This window comes from Stygiolobus sp. CP850M, assembly GCF_037389425.1.
Classification (GTDB): Archaea; Thermoproteota; Thermoprotei_A; order Sulfolobales; family Sulfolobaceae; genus Stygiolobus.
In genome coordinates, this window is sequence record NZ_JBBHKR010000098.1 from 1 (window position 1) to 14,151 (window position 14,151).

The 14,151-nt window shown below is 35.0% G+C and carries 19 protein-coding genes, 2 tRNA genes and 1 pseudogene; 10 read left to right on the forward strand and 12 right to left on the reverse strand.

Going from position 1 to position 14,151, the window contains the following annotated elements:
• Positions 1 to 88: 88 nt before the first annotated feature.
• From WIW89_RS13655 to WIW89_RS12280, 3 genes are read right to left on the reverse strand one after another with little or no spacing between them, the layout of a single operon-like run.
• Complete coding sequence (locus tag WIW89_RS13655) at positions 89 to 418, reverse strand: HVO_A0114 family putative DNA-binding protein (protein WP_443296632.1); 330 nt, start codon at positions 416 to 418, stop codon at positions 89 to 91.
• Positions 328 to 1,578: an ORC1-type DNA replication protein gene (locus tag WIW89_RS12275; RefSeq protein WP_337720984.1), complete on the reverse strand. Its 1,251-nt coding sequence runs from the start codon at positions 1,576 to 1,578 to the stop codon at positions 328 to 330. The genes WIW89_RS13655 and WIW89_RS12275 overlap by 91 nt, the downstream gene beginning before the upstream one ends.
• A 56-nt stretch (positions 1,579 to 1,634) precedes the next feature.
• Entirely contained in the window at positions 1,635 to 2,129 is a 495-nt protein-coding gene (locus tag WIW89_RS12280) for a THUMP domain-containing protein (RefSeq protein ID WP_337720985.1), read from the reverse strand.
• Positions 2,130 to 2,149: 20 nt separating this feature from the next.
• Here WIW89_RS12280 and WIW89_RS12285 point away from each other — a divergent pair, with 20 nt between their 5' ends.
• Together WIW89_RS12285 and mcm are read left to right on the forward strand one after the other, a co-directional pair.
• Entirely contained in the window at positions 2,150 to 2,686 is a 537-nt protein-coding gene (locus tag WIW89_RS12285) for a hypothetical protein (RefSeq protein WP_337710489.1), read from the forward strand.
• Positions 2,676 to 4,727, forward strand: a complete 2,052-nt coding sequence (gene mcm, locus WIW89_RS12290; RefSeq protein ID WP_337720986.1) for a minichromosome maintenance protein MCM — start codon at positions 2,676 to 2,678, stop codon at positions 4,725 to 4,727. Before WIW89_RS12285 ends, mcm begins: the two co-directional genes overlap by 11 nt.
• Positions 4,728 to 4,746: 19 nt before the next feature.
• Here mcm and WIW89_RS12295 read toward each other — a convergent pair whose 3' ends face one another.
• From WIW89_RS12295 to WIW89_RS12310, 4 genes are read right to left on the reverse strand one after another with little or no spacing between them, the layout of a single operon-like run.
• Complete coding sequence (locus tag WIW89_RS12295) at positions 4,747 to 4,983, reverse strand: hypothetical protein (protein WP_337699632.1); 237 nt, start codon at positions 4,981 to 4,983, stop codon at positions 4,747 to 4,749.
• A gap of 21 nt (positions 4,984 to 5,004) precedes the next feature.
• A complete protein-coding gene (locus tag WIW89_RS12300) occupies positions 5,005 to 5,343 on the reverse strand; it encodes a hypothetical protein (protein WP_337699634.1) in 339 nt (112 codons plus the stop codon).
• A 9-nt stretch (positions 5,344 to 5,352) separates the two neighbouring features.
• The gene (locus WIW89_RS12305; RefSeq protein WP_337720987.1) at positions 5,353 to 5,850 is read right to left on the reverse strand and encodes a CDP-2,3-bis-(O-geranylgeranyl)-sn-glycerol synthase; all 498 of its coding nucleotides are present in this window, start codon (positions 5,848 to 5,850) and stop codon (positions 5,353 to 5,355) included.
• Complete coding sequence (locus WIW89_RS12310) at positions 5,841 to 6,380, reverse strand: AAA family ATPase (protein WP_337720988.1); 540 nt, start codon at positions 6,378 to 6,380, stop codon at positions 5,841 to 5,843. Before WIW89_RS12310 ends, WIW89_RS12305 begins: the two co-directional genes overlap by 10 nt.
• 33 nt (positions 6,381 to 6,413) lie before the next feature.
• Here WIW89_RS12310 and WIW89_RS12315 point away from each other — a divergent pair, with 33 nt between their 5' ends.
• The 3 genes from WIW89_RS12315 to tmk are packed head-to-tail and all read left to right on the forward strand — an operon-like array spanning position 6,414 to position 8,598.
• Complete coding sequence (locus WIW89_RS12315; RefSeq protein ID WP_337699641.1) at positions 6,414 to 6,941, forward strand: hypothetical protein; 528 nt, start codon at positions 6,414 to 6,416, stop codon at positions 6,939 to 6,941.
• On the forward strand, positions 6,938 to 8,029 hold the full coding sequence (locus WIW89_RS12320; protein ID WP_337720989.1) for a Clp1/GlmU family protein: 1,092 nt from the start codon (positions 6,938 to 6,940) through the stop codon (positions 8,027 to 8,029). Before WIW89_RS12315 ends, WIW89_RS12320 begins: the two co-directional genes overlap by 4 nt.
• Positions 8,017 to 8,598, forward strand: a complete 582-nt coding sequence (gene tmk / locus WIW89_RS12325) for a dTMP kinase (RefSeq protein WP_337699645.1) — start codon at positions 8,017 to 8,019, stop codon at positions 8,596 to 8,598. Before WIW89_RS12320 ends, tmk begins: the two co-directional genes overlap by 13 nt.
• Here tmk and WIW89_RS12330 read toward each other — a convergent pair.
• A complete protein-coding gene (locus WIW89_RS12330) occupies positions 8,570 to 8,926 on the reverse strand; it encodes an Sjogren's syndrome/scleroderma autoantigen 1 family protein (RefSeq protein WP_156005006.1) in 357 nt (118 codons plus the stop codon). The genes tmk and WIW89_RS12330 overlap by 29 nt on opposite strands.
• Before the next feature lie 73 nt (positions 8,927 to 8,999).
• Here WIW89_RS12330 and WIW89_RS12335 point away from each other — a divergent pair, with 73 nt between their 5' ends.
• Complete coding sequence (locus WIW89_RS12335; protein WP_156005005.1) at positions 9,000 to 9,269, forward strand: UPF0147 family protein; 270 nt, start codon at positions 9,000 to 9,002, stop codon at positions 9,267 to 9,269.
• 46 nt (positions 9,270 to 9,315) lie between these two features.
• Positions 9,316 to 9,416 (forward strand) — tRNA-Leu (locus WIW89_RS12340).
• A gap of 4 nt (positions 9,417 to 9,420) precedes the next feature.
• Here the strand turns inward: WIW89_RS12340 and WIW89_RS12345 are convergent.
• Positions 9,421 to 10,476: a glycosyltransferase gene (locus WIW89_RS12345; RefSeq protein ID WP_337720990.1), complete on the reverse strand. Its 1,056-nt coding sequence runs from the start codon at positions 10,474 to 10,476 to the stop codon at positions 9,421 to 9,423.
• 14 nt (positions 10,477 to 10,490) lie between these two features.
• On the opposite strand from WIW89_RS12345, the gene WIW89_RS12350 reads away from it, so the two are divergent.
• The 3 genes from WIW89_RS12350 (at position 10,491) to WIW89_RS12360 (ending at position 12,367) form a co-directional block, all read left to right on the forward strand.
• On the forward strand, positions 10,491 to 11,405 hold the full coding sequence (locus WIW89_RS12350; protein WP_337720991.1) for a glycosyltransferase family 2 protein: 915 nt from the start codon (positions 10,491 to 10,493) through the stop codon (positions 11,403 to 11,405).
• A gap of 18 nt (positions 11,406 to 11,423) precedes the next feature.
• Positions 11,424 to 12,188: a hypothetical protein gene (locus WIW89_RS12355; protein WP_337720992.1), complete on the forward strand. Its 765-nt coding sequence runs from the start codon at positions 11,424 to 11,426 to the stop codon at positions 12,186 to 12,188.
• Between the two features lie 76 nt (positions 12,189 to 12,264).
• Positions 12,265 to 12,367 (forward strand) — tRNA-Leu (locus WIW89_RS12360).
• A 78-nt stretch (positions 12,368 to 12,445) separates the two neighbouring features.
• Here WIW89_RS12360 and fen read toward each other — a convergent pair.
• From fen to WIW89_RS12375, 3 genes and pseudogenes are all read right to left on the reverse strand, one after another.
• Positions 12,446 to 13,507, reverse strand: coding sequence for a flap endonuclease-1 (gene fen, locus WIW89_RS12365; RefSeq protein ID WP_337720993.1), 1,062 nt, complete (start codon positions 13,505 to 13,507; stop codon positions 12,446 to 12,448).
• Positions 13,504 to 13,734 carry a hypothetical protein gene (locus WIW89_RS12370; RefSeq protein WP_337710481.1) on the reverse strand — a complete coding sequence of 77 codons (231 nt, stop codon included), beginning with the start codon at positions 13,732 to 13,734 and terminating at the stop codon, positions 13,504 to 13,506. Before WIW89_RS12370 ends, fen begins: the two co-directional genes overlap by 4 nt.
• 5 nt (positions 13,735 to 13,739) lie before the next feature.
• A pseudogene (locus tag WIW89_RS12375) lies at positions 13,740 to 14,151 on the reverse strand (AAA family ATPase); the annotation flags it as partial.

Here is a 14,151-nt window from a genome sequence, read left to right on the forward strand (position 1 = left end):
GTCTCCTTCTTAAGTTTTATAAAACCCTCTGCTATAGCTTCCCTTAAGATTACGTCTTTCTTAGAAATGTCTACTATTTTTGCTTCTGTCATATATTTTCCAATTCCTCAAACAAGTTTTTTAATATTATCACTTTAGGGTTTGAGTAGTTTAGTCTAATTATTTTAGACTTATCACCCTTTATTATCTCAATGATGTGTTTGTCTTCAAGCAATTCTAAATCTTTTTCTAGTTTTTTATAATCAATTCTTGTTTTTTTATACAGCTTACTTATGCTTATTTCTTCTTCCTTGAATAAGATAAAGAGTATTCTTATAATTTCTGAATTTAGGAGTTCACTTGTGATTTCTGTAACCTCCTTTTTATTTCCTGATCCAGAAGGTTTTCTAACTCCACTGAGACTGGAACTGGTAAGGATATAAGTGTAGTTCTTCCTCTCATTCCTTTACCACTGTGTCGAGTTATTATTAGTCCCATTAGCTTTAGCCTCCTAATATATTCGAATAACTGTGTATGTCTTCTGGGTTCTTCACCTAATAAAGAGCTTATATTTCTGTACTCTTCTTCTACTTTTCCCATAGAGAAGAAGTCCTCTTCGTATTTTTTATGTAAAGACGAGATTGCTTTTAGTAAAAGTAAGTAATGTAAGTCCAAGTCTCTTATCGTATCTGTGATAATGCTTATTTCTGGGTTAATTTTTGAGTTAGCTTTTTTTGCATGCTCAATTGTTATTATAGGCGAACTTTCGGCGTCCGCTATTCTTCCAGCTAATTCTAATGTTTCTATCGCAAGTCTTGCGTTTCCACTTCCTCCTTTATCCGCTCCGTGAATGTCAGAAATGAACTTGACTGCTTCGTCAGTAACGGCGTTTTGTTTAAATGCTTTTTCATTAACTATTCTGTCTTGTAATATATCATAAAGTTGGAAAGAACTATAAGGCGGAAACTCTATAACGTTCTTAATTATGTGGTCTTTAATGCTCTTATCAAGACTTGAAAGGCTTGTCAGTTCTCTAACTATAAAGATATAGTGAAGTCTTTTTACGTTTACATTTAATTCGTCATATATCCTTACCAAGAAATATATATCTTCCACGGGAGATGTACTAATGAAATAGTCAAATTCGTCTAAGGTTAATAGTAGATGTATATTTTTCCTCTCTAAGTAGTCGTAAATTAACTTGAAAGTTTCTTGCGAGGAAAGGCCTCTGTTAGGTAAAGGTAACCTTAGACTCTGAGCTATCTCCATTAGCATAAGGTAAAGAGTTCTTTGCCTATGGCAATTAACGTGAACGTAGAATAACCTTATCCCTTTTTTATTTGCAATATCTTGAATTTCCTTACCGAATTTCTTGGCGGTTACAGTCTTTCCAGTACCGGTTCTACCTACTATTACTGTCCTTATAGAAGTTCCTCCAGGGTTTAATATAAGATCTTTGAACGAAACAGTAAGTTCTTTTATTTGTGTCTCTCTGTGGGGTAAGTTCGCAGGAATGTGTTCTGGATTAAGAACTGATAGATTATTAAACACTGTACTACCTTCAATGGTATTTTCAATCAAGTCTTTGATGTCAACCAAAACTTTCACCTAAATCTAATTTTCGAGTAATACTATATATTTCATAACTGAGAGAGTTAGCCGAAAGTATTTTTAACATATGAGACTGTAGCTAAATTAGGAATAACGTTAATAACAACTACAAAATCCGGTTTCTTAAAATCAACTTTAGCGTAACCCTTTAGACCTAACCCTATACCTATCTCAATTTGTCTGCAATTTACTTCAATTCCCCTCTTGTGACAATCTACGTAAAACGAAGTCTTCACAATTTTTTTAGCGTTTTCAATAGTCTTCCGAATAATTTCTTCCTCTTGAGTACTCGGAATCATGAAATGGATTGGATATACTTTAGCAATACAGGATGGGCGAGCAGAAAATAAAAGTCCATATGTCTCCATTGGGGATAAGCTGGAGTACACTAAAAACACATTTTTTACTACTTCTTCAATCTTAGCATTTATATCTCTAATTAGTATTCTATTCATGATCTCGATAATACATTTATTTTCCTTGTTCTTTCTAGCAGTTACTAAAAGAACTGGGTTCACAATAGTATACCTTTTAAGCACTACTATACAAACCTTAACTTGTGATTACTACTAAGATAAAAGCTATTAATAGGGTTATGATGCTTACTAAAAAAAAGGTCTTAGTATTAGATGATTGGGGTCCATATGACAATGGGTTTGAAGAAATTGTGCTATCAAAAGGTAGTGAAGATGAGGTATCTACGTGGTTAGGTATAGTATTACAAGAGAGAAACGTTGTTAAAATAACTGATGTGATTAGCATTGATGAACTCGGCAGAATCCTATTCCAAGAGAAGCAAACAATAAATACCCCAGCATCTCTTTCAGCTCTTCCTAAGGATTTTTATCATCGAGTTCAACTTTTAAGGGATGAATTAAAAAGAAAAAATGATTTACAAGCACTAGAGCTACTTAGAAAATTAGACCAAGTGGTAAATGAGATAGTCTCTATCAGAATCAGGAAAATTATGCAGTTAGCATTTCTCAATATTTCAGATGAAAGTTTGATTGATAGAATGACTAATGAAGAATTTTTAGTGTATAAAACAATAAAGAGTGTAATTGAACGCGGAATAGGTGATATAATTGGAAGCTAAACAAGTTGACTATGGAGAATTATTCATAGAATTTATTACTACCTTTAAGGACAACAGAGGTAAATCCTATTTAAATCAAATTAATGAAATAATAGCTTATAGAAAGAAAAGCTTCTATGTAAATTTTGCAGACTTATTCTCTTTTAATCAAGAACTGGCTACTCTCTTAATAACTTCTCCCAAAGAGATCATTCCCATTCTTGAAAGAAAAATTTATGATTACATAATAGAAAAAGATCCGCAATTTCAATACGAAATATCAAATATTCACCTTAGGGTAACAAATATACCTAGAGTCGTAGAACTAAGGAAAATAAGAAGTAATGATATTGGTAAACTTATCGCGATAGAAGGGATCTTAGTAAAGTCTACACCAGTGAAGGAACGACTTAGCAAGGCTGTTTATCAGCATATAAGCCCTGATTGTATGCAAGAATTTTCATGGCCTGATGACGATATGGGTGAAATAATAGAATTACCTTCCACATGTCCAGTATGTGGTAAAGCTGGGCAATTTAGATTAATTGAAGACAAATCAACTTTCATTGATTATCAGAAAGCAGTGGTACAAGAAAGACCAGAAGAAATACCACCCGGACAATTACCAAGACAATTGGAAGTTGTGTTTGAAGACGATTTGGTGGACGTAGCAAGACCAGGTGATAGGGTGAAAATTGTAGGAATTTTAGAGATTAAGAAAGATTCACAAATAAAAAGAGGAAGTAAGTCCGTATTTGATTTCTACCTTAAAGTTAATAGCATCGAGATATCTCAAAAAGTACTAGACGAGGTTAAAATATCCGAAGAAGATGAAAAGAAAATTAAGGAGTTAGCTAAGGATCCATGGATAAGGGAGAAAATAATATCCTCAATAGCCCCATCTATATATGGTCATTGGGAAATAAAAGAATCAATAGCCCTTGCGTTATTTGGAGGTGTTAGTAAACTATTAAATGACGGAACTAGAATAAGAGGCGATATTCACGTTTTAATTATAGGAGATCCAGGTACAGCTAAGTCACAGATATTACAGTTTGCATCAAGGGTCGCACCCAGAGCAGTTTATACTACTGGCAAAGGTTCTACGGCAGCGGGATTAACGGCGACTGTAACCAGAGATAAAAATAGCGGGGATTTTTACTTAGAGGCAGGTGCTTTAGTCCTAGCGGATGGAGGAGTGGCCGTAATTGACGAGATAGACAAAATGAGAGATGATGATAGAGTAGCTATTCATGAGGCTATGGAACAACAAACAGTCTCAATCGCTAAAGCTGGTATTGTAGCAAAGTTAAATGCGAGAGCTACGGTTATTGCTGCAGGTAACCCTAAATTAGGAAGATACATAAAGGAAAGAGGAATATCAGAGAACATTAATCTACCTCCTACGATACTCTCAAGGTTCGACCTGATATTTATCTTGATTGATAACCCTGGGGAATCCGATGTATATCTAGCATCACACATTCTTAATGTTCATGGAAATAGAAACAATACACAAAGTGTAATTGATATAGACTTATTGAAGAAATATATAGCCTATGCTAGGAAGAACGTCTCACCAAAGCTAAGTGAAGAGGCGAAAAAATTATTGCAAGATTTCTTCGTAGAGATGAGACGTAAAAGTGTAGAAAGTGTAGATTCCCCAATTATGATTACACCCCGTCAGTTGGAAGCGTTAATAAGAATATCCGAGGCCTATGCTAAAATGGCGTTGAAAAGTGAGGTAACTAAAGAAGACGCTGAGAGGGCTATTAATATTATGAGAATCTTCTTAGAAAACGTAGGATTAGATGTGGAGTCAGGTAAAATTGATATAGACACTATAATGACTGGTAAGCCTAAGAGTGCAAGAGAGAAAATGGCGAAAATCCTCGAAATAATTGATACGTTATCCATTAATGAGTGTGCTAAGGTTAAAGATATAATTAAAGAAGGTGAAAGCATCGGTATAGATAAACAAAGCATAGAAAAACTAATTACGGATATGAGAAAGCAGGGCTTAATATATGAATCAAGACCTGAGTGCTACAGAAAAGTTTGATTCAAAAACAAGTTAGATTTTAGCTTCCTTTTGTGGAATTACTCATTTTATTAAGGATAGATATAGGAGTCCACATTATATGAGATGGGAGCTGTTTTATTAGATCGTATGCCTCTTCCCATCCAGTAAGATTTAATTTCTTTGCTAATTGTTCTAGTGTCATTTGTGTTCTAACATATTCATTAAGAATCTTAACAGCGTTTTCATCAATTATAATTTCCCTACCACTAGAGAGCGTAATTTTTATTGGTTCCATTGATAATCACATTTCACACTGTCAGATGTTAAATATAAATTTAATTGCATTAGAACCGTACGATACCCATACATAAACTGCTACGATAAGTAGTGACATTATTAAAAGGATTCCACCAAGTTCATAATTTCTGTTTTCTATGAAATAAACACCTGCAATAGCACCCATAATTATAATTGCTGCAAGAACAGCGATCCCACCAGCCTGAGGAGCTCCTCCATTAGAGTAGGTTATTGGAGAAATATAATATGGGAAAGCTATCGCTCCTAATATAGTAATTCCCATGAGGACAATCAATATTATTAATACATAAGCATTATTAAGTGTGGAATAAGTTTTTTCACTCCCTCTTTTTGGCATGATTAATAATTACCACGGGACACTTTTTATTTTTAATCGAAAAGCAACGTAGTTGGTAAATAAATGAAGAAATATTATTAATATTCCTATAAATAAAATTTGAACAATCTGGATCTTCACGTGCATTAAGACTAAGACTAAGGTCGAAGATACAAAGAAATCAAGTTGGTCTAGTAACGGAGCTCTCTGTCCTCTTTCCATTCCGAGTCTTCTCTTTATAAAAGCACCTATCATATCCCCTATCATTGCAGCTAAGCTTTCAAAAAATGCAATAAATATCCATTCATCTCCTAAAAATCTGGAGATAATTGCCCCAACAGTCGTACCAAAAGTGACTGCTAATAGTAAACCTTCAAAGGTTTTTCCATCTCCTAAAATCCTCCTACCGTCATTAAGTTTTTTTCTAAAGTCGATGGGTGTACCCTTTTTGACGAAGGGTGCACTACCGTTTGCAGCTAATGCGGGTAAATAATATACAATTCCTACTAGTAATGCGGCTATAAGCACCCTACAACACCAGAGTTCAATATCCTAAATTTACAAACCCTTAAGTTACCAATGATTTCACCTTTTGTTATCCTCAGTACTTCGTCAGAAAATCTCCTCATAAATAACTCACCTGCTACCCTGTTATTTCCTGAAATATCCCATAATAATAACACTTTGTTATTGTTATTAATCCCATTTTTACTAAACCCTTGACATAAAATTAGTGGTAATTCTAAATCCTTTTTTCTCCTAGATATCTTATACAAATAGTTTACGGGATCAATAACAATTAATTGTAAACCCAGCTGAGAAGCTTTTAATATTGCTGAGATTATTTCAGGCTGGGTAAGGGCTTGAGTGAAATAAACATCAGGTCTTCCCTTTAATTTTTCCACTCTTGCTTTGTAGCTTGAGTCCTTAGTTGAAATATAAAGGCTATTTCCTAATTCTAAGGCTACATGTACTCCTATAATAGTCTTACCAGTACCAGCCTCTCCGTATATTGAAACAATATTTCCCTTCTGGAAAATATAATCGCTAATCTTCAAATCTTTAAATTCCTCTGAATTAATTAAGTAATTGTGGTAAAAAAGGTTGCAATAAAGGTATCTGATGCTAAGAAATATCGAGATTTAGTAAGAGTATTTAAAGAGAGGGGAATAAAAATCTCAGATGACGGAGAAATAATAATTAAGGATGAAGATATTAATTTCGTACCATTGAACGTATTATTAGGTAGAATTTTATGTGAAATAAAGGGTAAGCAATATTTTAATGAACTACTTATTGGAATAGACACTAACAAGGATAAATTGTCTATTGCAGTGATAGGGGATGGTGAACTAATAGAAAGTAGAAACGCTAATGTAATAGATGTAAACGAACAATTATCAGAAATTATACAAACTTATCCTCATAAGTCTCTTAAGATCGGAATAGGCGGAGGTAACAAAATAGGTGAATTAGTCTACAGAATCGTAAAGATGAACTTTGAACAAGCTAAGATGGTTAATGAGTCTAAAAGTAGTTCCTCTGGAAATCCGTTTGTCAAAATAAAAGACAGAGATGTTAGGGCGGCTTATATCATAGCACTTAGGTCAGCTTCATGAAAATAATAACGGATTATGATGTTGTGATACAAGGTCCTTGTGATCTCTACGTGAAAGACGGTAAAATAATGATATCAGGGATAGAGTTAGGGGCAGGAGATAAGCTAGATATAAACTCCGATAATTACTTTACTGTGACATCTTTAACTAACTCAGAGATAGAAAGTAACTGTAAGATTATTCAGTCATATAAAACATTAGGATGGTATAATATTGCAAAGGAAATATCTGGAGGAAAAATAATAGTGTTAGGTGATGAAAATTCTGGAAAAACTTACTTTTCTAATTTTCTAGCAAACTTATATGGAAGTTCTATAATAGATTCCGATGTCGGACAATCGTCAATATTTTTGCCAGCTTTCATTGCATATTCTAAGGATGTTTCGAAAAAGTTACTTCTTTCACAACGTAGAATAGATGGTATTGAATTTTTAGGAAGTATAACACCATCAACAAATCCGAGATTACATATATTTCTAGTACTACTTACACTTAAGGAAATCAATTCAGACAACGTAGTCATAGATAGCGATGGATGGGTTAGGGGGTTTCACGCTTATAGGCATAAGCTTGAACTAATTTATACAATAGATCCAGATTACATTCTCGTGTTCGATCAAAGGATAATTAAAGATATGCCCAGAGACTTACTAAGAAAGGTCAAGTTATTAAAGCCTTTTCCGCTTAACGTAGATCGGAGCAGAAATAAGAGAAGAGAATATAGATCAAGGAAATACAGAGATTATTTCAGTAACGCTAAAGTAAATGTGATCGATATGAGAACAGTTGTCGGAACACCTATTTCTAAGAACCTAATAAGGGCATGGAACCAGTATGTACAATTAATAGATGAAAAACCTTGTGAAGGACTATACGTTGACAGAACTGAACTCTTCGGACTTTATTTGGGCTTAACGTATAAAGGGAAAACAGTAGGAGCTGGTTTAATTAAAGATATAAAAGAGGATTTAGGTATTGTCGAAATTCTTACACCAGTGGAAAATTTCGATGGGGTGATATTGGGGGAATTTAGGTTAAACGAAAACTTCACCGAGAGTAGAGTAAGGGTGAGAAAATGCTTAGAATAATCTCGTTCGAAGGGATAGATGGCTCAGGTAAGACAACAGTAGCAAATATGGTTTATCAGAGGTTGAAAAACCGGTTTAGTAGTAAGAATATAGTTCTCACGAGGGAACCTTTTACTAATGAGATCACAAGTCTTATAGAGAAGAGTGGTTGGAAAGATCCAATCGCATTGACGTTACTGTTCGCTGCGGATAGGGCATATCATTTAAGAGAGTTAATAAATCAGAATCCTGACGTTATTCTTATGGACAGATATATTTATTCCTCTATTGCATATCAGTCAGCCCTAGGTATAGAGGAGAACTGGATAGAAACTGTAAATTCAAAGTTTCCGAAACCAGTTCTCACTATCCTTTTGGATATCTCTCCTAACAAAGCGTTGCAAAGAATTCAGAAAAACGATAAGTTCAATTTTAAGGAAAAAATAGAAAGTCTTACAATAGTAAGGGAGAAGTATCTTGAGCTTGCTAGAAGAGAGAAAAACATAGTAATGGTTAACGCGGAGAAGTCGTTAAATGACGTAGTCGAAGAAGTATATTCAATCATTTATTCTTATTTATTAACCCTTTAATTCTATTTATTCTTTCAATAGCTTCTAAATATCTTATCACTTGATTTATAGTATCAATATCAAGAGGATCTTTGTTAAGCCGTTGATCTAGAAATTCTATTCCCTTATACAGAGTGTTTTCCAGTTTATCTAACGTTATAGCACCAGTAATTTTCTTTTCTTCCTCCTCGTTCTCTACTACATAAACCTTTCCATGAGTTGGACATACAATATCTCCGTTCTTAAGCCTAAATAAAGGCATATGGCATAAAGGGCACGCCATATCTAACATTGTGGCTCCTTGTCTCAGGAGGTCAGCAGCTTTCTTTACCGAATCTGTGGTTGTCATAATAACCAATAATATAAAATGGGTAATAAACTAAAAAACCATAAGTACTAATAATTGAATCGGTGAGATTTCAATGGCATCACTTTACGACAACGAGGCTAAGATAAAACAAGCAATAGTTATGCTTCAAAAAATTGTGAATGATACTGGAGTACCAAGGAATATTAGGCGAGCAGCAACTGACGCGATAAGGAACTTACAAGATCAGACGTTGAGCCCCGCTGTTAGGGCAGCTAATGCAATAGGAATTTTGGAGGAAATAAGTCAGGATCCTAATATGCCTACTCATACTCGAATCTCTATCTGGAACATTGTGTCTATGTTGGAGACAGTTAAAGACTAATTTTTTCGCATAAAGTTTTTTACCTGAATACTCGATTTCATTAAGTGCGGGGGTGCCCGAGCAAGGTCAAAGGGGTCGGGCTTAGGACCCCAAAGGTAAGTACCCCGATGGCGTAGGCCTGCGTGGGTTCAAGTCCCACCCCCCGCATAACTTATTTTATTATCTCAGATATTATCGAAATAATTTTGGTTCTAAAATTGGAAGAGGAAAAAGACATTGATTTTTCTATGAGTTCTTTTCTAAGATTATTCCATCCTTTGACGTACTTTTTGACCTTTTCTGCAGCCTCTTCTAATGAACTATAGCTCAAGTCTTTAGGTAAAATTTCCGAAGCTCCACTTTCAGAAGGAACTATCGGGATCGTCCCTGAAGCCATTGCCTCAACAATCGGTATACCAAAGTGCTCTCCTACAGTGGGATGGAAATACACAGACACCCTTTGCATTAGTGACACCAGTTCTCTTTTAGGAAGGTCAGTAAGGAATTCTACCTCAAGGCCCTTAGAAATCTCTCTTAATTTTCCTAAGTAATTTTTATCACTTAAAGAACCAACTATATACGTTTTTAATTTAGTTAATCTAGCTATATTTATAGTATTTTCTAACATTTTGCCTCTCTCTATCCTAGCTACAGTTATTATAGCTTCTTCCTTATTGGAATCAAGTTTGTTTGTGATGAACTCCTCAACATCTACGGGAGGGTAAATTACAGTCCTTACATTTAATCCTAAGCTCTCGATTTTTCTCGCAGAATAGTGAGAGTTAGATATTATAATAGCGTTCTTATCCAAGTGAGCTTTCACATATTTTTCAAATGGGTAAAGGTATAATCGCCAAAATATAGAAGATGAATACTTGCCGGGTGTGGTGAACGCTGGTGCCGCAGAATAAGCTAAGTGAGGTGCTATGTCTGATAACTTTAACAGCGTACCACTGAGGTTAACGAAGATCGAAGGAGTTAGGCTTCTAGCTTTCCATAGGGTTAGAAGACGTTGATATTTGTCAAATTTCGTGATCCTAAAAGGAACAACATATTTCACCTCGAAAGGTAAATATCTCTTAGGTTTAGAGAAAGTTACTAACTGTATTTTACCTAAATTGGAGTCTTGTAGAGCCCTGATCACTTCATGATATACTTTTCCCTCTCCTGAGAATTTTTCATTGGAGTAACCGTGAGCTATTACGGCTATACTTTTAATCCCACTCAATTTAGTCTAAACTCGTGGTTGAAATAATTATACCTGTTGGTCCGGGAGACAGAGCTGATTGGCTGGACTCTGTTCTGAAAAAAGTTTCCGCATTGGCTAATAGTCTGAATTACAAGATCATAGTTTACGATAACTCCGAAAGAGAGGATCTAGCTAAAGTTATTTCTCAATATAGTGTTAATCATGTAACTGCAAAGAGATTCAAAAAAGTAAACATGGCTAAATTAAGAAATGAAATGCTTAAATTAGCCAATGAAAGCTACGTTGTAATGTTGGATAGTGATGTGATACCATCTGAAAAAGCTCTTCCGAGAATGATTGAAAACCTTAAGAACGGGGTCACGTTTACCTGGATGCACTATGCTTATGATGAAAAGGAAATAGAAGTTGATTCAGATTCTCTTGAAGAAAACCCGAATCTAGGATGTTCAGCACTTAATTTAGATGTAATTAAAAGAGTAGGTTACTTTGACGAGAGATATGAGAGAGACGAAGATGTCTGGCTATATGCTAAGCTTAAAAAAGAAGGATATATTGTTAAACCAACTAAAGGTAGGTGCTTGCACCTTAATAAGGTTCATGCTAGAGAGAATTTAATGTCCTCACTAAAGGAAGCAAGAAGAAATTTGTGGAGATCAAAATATGATATGATGCTAGTACTCGACGGTTTAACACAATTTCAAATGTTAACTGGTTATACATATTACGGAAGCTATTATGTAATTCCAATAATTTCATTATTTACATCTCCTTTAATCTTATTTCTATATTTGCCTGTAATAGCATTTGGACTGAAATATTACAAATCGCCTAAAAAGTATCTTCTTAATTTACTTCCAGGTTTGAGTTTAGTGCTCGGATTACCCTACGGTCTGGCTTACGCAGTTGTTAATAAAAGTTTAAAGAAGAAGTATAACGGATATAAATAAGATTAAACTTATAATAAGATGGGAAGGTGGAGTAGGATAGGTAACATAACTAAAGAAAAATTATTACAAAGAGGACTAACCATAGTAGAGGAGGCAAATAAACGAGAAATTCTATTGAGATTAATAGGAGGAGCTGCTGTAGCTATACTCGCACCAAAAGGAGCTGAAAAATTCCCTAGAAATTATAAAGATATTGATTTTTTCGGTCTTTCAAAACAGAGCAAGAAAATAACGGAATTACTTGAGAATTTTGGAATGGAAAGTAACAAAAGATTTAATGCATTACACGGAGATAGGAGACTAATCTTTTATGATCCCGAGCTTAATTCTAATGTTGATGTATTTCTAGATGAATTCGAGATGTGTCATAAAATGTCATTTAAGGACAGACTTGGTATTATGAAGATTACGATTCCGCCCTCAGACTTACTATTAACTAAGCTACAAATAGTTAAAATTACAGAAAACGACGTCAAGGATATTTTCGCTTTGCTTTATGACCTACAGCTTGGAGATAAGGATAATGAAAAGACAATAGATGTTAAATATATTAGTAAAGTTTTATCTGATGATTGGGGATTTTATACTACTGTTACAGATAACATAGATAAACTACTCAGGGAATTTAATCCTCCAAAATGCATCGCTGATAAACTTGTTAAACTTAGGAAAGTAATTGATGAAGAGCCTAAGTCCGTTAAATGGAAAATGAGAGCTAAGATAGGAAGGAGAGTTAAATGGTATGAGGAACCAGAGGAGGTAGGAACGTTTAAACCCAGCTAAAAAATCAAAGATCTGAGATACATAAAAATACCTATTATCGTAAACTTTTAATTGTATATCGGTTAATAATGTAAGTGCGGGGGTGCCCGAGCAAGGTCAAAGGGGGCGGACTGAGACTCATTCAGAGCAGTATGCTCCGCTGGCGTAGGCCTGCGTGGGTTCAAGTCCCACCCCCCGCATAACCTTCAATAAAAAGAGAACATGAAGATAAAGCGTGCTTAGAGAGTGAAAATAATGCGTTAAATCAAGGTCCTTACTCAAAACCATTGATCGAGTCCTTTTTGCCTCTCAGCACCTTTAGCCTCTCTTTTTGCCTTCTTCAATCTTTCTATAGCGTTCTTTACTCTTTCTTCACTGAAGTCGTGCTGCTTAATAAGAAGTTCCTCGATCCCTTTCTCGTCACAATCTTTCAATTCCAGGTCTGTATTCGGCTTTTCTACTTTTGGATTTAAAAATAGAGATCTAATTTCCTCAACATTAAATGTGATTTTTTGCTTAGGTATTTCACCTTTTTCTATAGCATTTTCTATCTTACCATACTTTTTAATTATTCTATATGCTGTCTTTATACCTATGCCCTTAACTCCATCAGGATCGTAATCTGTACCTATCAGTATGGCAACGTCAATTAACTGCTCTCTGGTTATTCCTAACTTCTTAAGTAGATCTGAAAGCTCAATGAGTTCTGGCCTAATTTCTACGTACACGTCTTTTTTAGGTAATTTTCTTTTCCCAGTTATAGTTAGGTTTCTAACCAAACGTGTAGCTCCAAAAAGCAGAGAATCATAATCTTGGCTCCCAGTTGCCCATGTGAGACCCAAAGAATTAACATAAGCAGCTTCAGCCTCGCCTTCACTCGGAGCTTGTATTGTCGGAATACCCATCAGTTCTAAGAGTTTCTTACTCTCTCCGGCCATTTCGTTAGTCAACCTTATAGACATCTGAGAATACTTCTTTAACTCTTTTGCTTCACTGCTTCCTTCTTTCTTTAACTGGTCTAGTTTCTTCTCAGCCTCTTCTTTTATTTTTCTCCTCCTCTCCAGTTCTTCGCTTTTTTGCTCAGGAGGCTTTCCATCAAAGACGTAAACTGGAATGACTCCCTCTTCTAAGACACTTATAGTTCTATAAAAAATTCCATTTAAGTGACTTGTGACTCTACCTTGTGAGTCCATTAAAGGTGTTCCATCTGGTTGTCTAATAGCTGCGAGGAATTGGTAAAGAGCATTATACGCGTCAATACTTATTTTTTTCCCCTTCAACTCTCCAAAACTGAGCTCTCTCTTTATATCCTCTACTAGCTCGGATAAGTCTACACCTATTCTTTATCACCTATATAAGTGATCATTCTGACATTCTCTTTTATTAGTGTTACCGTAATATAACCTCTCATCTCAAGCTTCATGAGTGCTTTAAGAAAATCAGAAAAAGGTACTTCATAATTTGTTGCCTTTTTTACTTCTTCGTATAAGTCTTCATCTGTCACTGGTCCATTATGTTTTCTTAATCTTTCAAGAACTACATAATGTAAAGGAATTTCCCTCCACATATATTTCACGTGAAAGTGCTTGGCTTTACATTAGCTCTGGGTAATTGCTGTCTGGCTTTATCTACCCAGTTCTGATAGAATTGCACCATATCTTGTGTCACTGATGGTCTCACTTTTCTGAGTGCAAAGTCGAAATGCTTCCTTTCTACTAAAGCTCCTTTTCCACTCATACATTCTTTTATAATCTTTTCTCTGCACTCACTATCTCCTCTCTTACAGTTATCATCAGCTTTTTTCATACAATCAGACATTTGTTCCCTGATAGCTCTTAAAGTAGCTTCTCTCACTAATGCTGATAAGTCTGCTCCAGTATATCCTTCCGTCTTTTCGGCTATCTCCTCTAATGTTACGTCTTCGGCTAGTGGGACGTTCTTTGTGTGTACTTTTAGTATTTCTAGTCTTGCTTTTTTGTCTGGT